Here is a 1,268-nt window from a genome sequence, read left to right on the forward strand (position 1 = left end):
CCTGCACATGCTGCCGGATCCCCTCGCTCCATTGCTCAACGGCCTCGGCCCAGTGCTGAGCTGAGGAAAGGTCGATGGTCTCGGCCTGCAAGGTCATTTTGCCTTTGTGCCGGACCACGCTCGAACGGAGCGCCTCAGCATGGTTTGTGATGTGATGGGCGAATCCCTGGGCGAGGGTGATCCAGATCGCATCAGGAGTCAGCACGAGCGGCCGATGCTGGCTAAACGCTACATACACTGCATTCACCAGGCCATGCGTGGCGGCTCCCCCTTCGAGAATGACTTCTGAGGATTCATCATGACTACAGGCAAGCACGGGCCTTCCCACATCTTGTTTCACACGCGTACGTGTCTTGATCGGGATGCAGGGTTCGCGGCAGGGCTCAACTTCATCGACTCGAACGCAGATTGCTGTAGCTGAACGGTGAAGAATCGGCGCGTGGTCTTTAACGGAAAAAGGTATCCCGTTCACTGCACACCTCCCAGGTCATATGAAGTACAGTACGATCTCTGTAACGTTTAATGTGCTAGACCGGCCATGTTAGTGGATCGCCGCCATAGGTAATGATTAGGATAATATCGGTAATCCGATGCTCTTTAAACCAATCTCTCGTTTGGGCTGTATTGGGAAGTGAAAGTTCCCATTTGCCGATCCGACACTGATTGATCAGCGCGCTGAAATCAGCATTACCAAGGCACGAGCTATGACGCCGTTGTTCGTCCCGTCGCTGCCGTTCACCGGCCCCTTCCCCGGGGCTCGTGCACCATTCGGACCGCAGCAGTCAGTATGCCGCGACGAGCTATCAGCGCCGCCTGGCTGAGTACGGCCTCATTCCCAGCATGAGTCGCAAAGGTAACTGCTGGGATAACGCCTGCGTGGAAAGTTTCTTTGGCACACTCAAGCGTGAGCTGGTCTATCATCAGCACTACGCCACGCGAGACGAAGCGAGACAGGACATCTTCCACTACATCGAGGTGTTCTATAATCGGCAGCGACGGCACTCGACGCTCGGCTATCACTCCCCGGCCGAGTATGAAGCGAGGGTGAAAGTCGCTTAACCAGGTGTCCACGGAATTGGGGGAAGATCATGTTGAAGTGATCATTTTCCTTGAAAGGATGGTCTTTAATGACAAGAAAGTACTCGTCCCGAGCCTGAAAATCGGGATCCTTTTCTTTATCTAGGGGATAGAATTCAGGCCTGAAGTAGACCTTAATGAAGAACCCCGCCCTTCCAGGCGGGGTCTCCTTACAATTCAAGCTGCGCTTG

At 54.3% G+C, this 1,268-nt stretch carries 1 protein-coding gene and 1 pseudogene; one reads left to right on the top strand and one right to left on the bottom strand.

Annotated features, from left to right (window positions below):
* A partial coding sequence (locus ACMTNU_RS20675; RefSeq protein WP_413937175.1) for a DUF4419 domain-containing protein occupies positions 1–472 on the bottom strand: 472 nt, incomplete at its 3' end.
* A gap of 272 nt (positions 473–744) precedes the next feature.
* Between ACMTNU_RS20675 and ACMTNU_RS20680 the strand changes: the two are divergent.
* A pseudogene (locus ACMTNU_RS20680) lies at positions 745–1,059 on the top strand (IS3 family transposase); the annotation flags it as partial.
* Positions 1,060–1,268 lie beyond the last annotated feature (209 nt).

Source organism: Nitrospira sp. BLG_1, assembly GCF_047338595.1.
GTDB lineage: Bacteria > Nitrospirota > Nitrospiria > Nitrospirales > Nitrospiraceae > Nitrospira_D.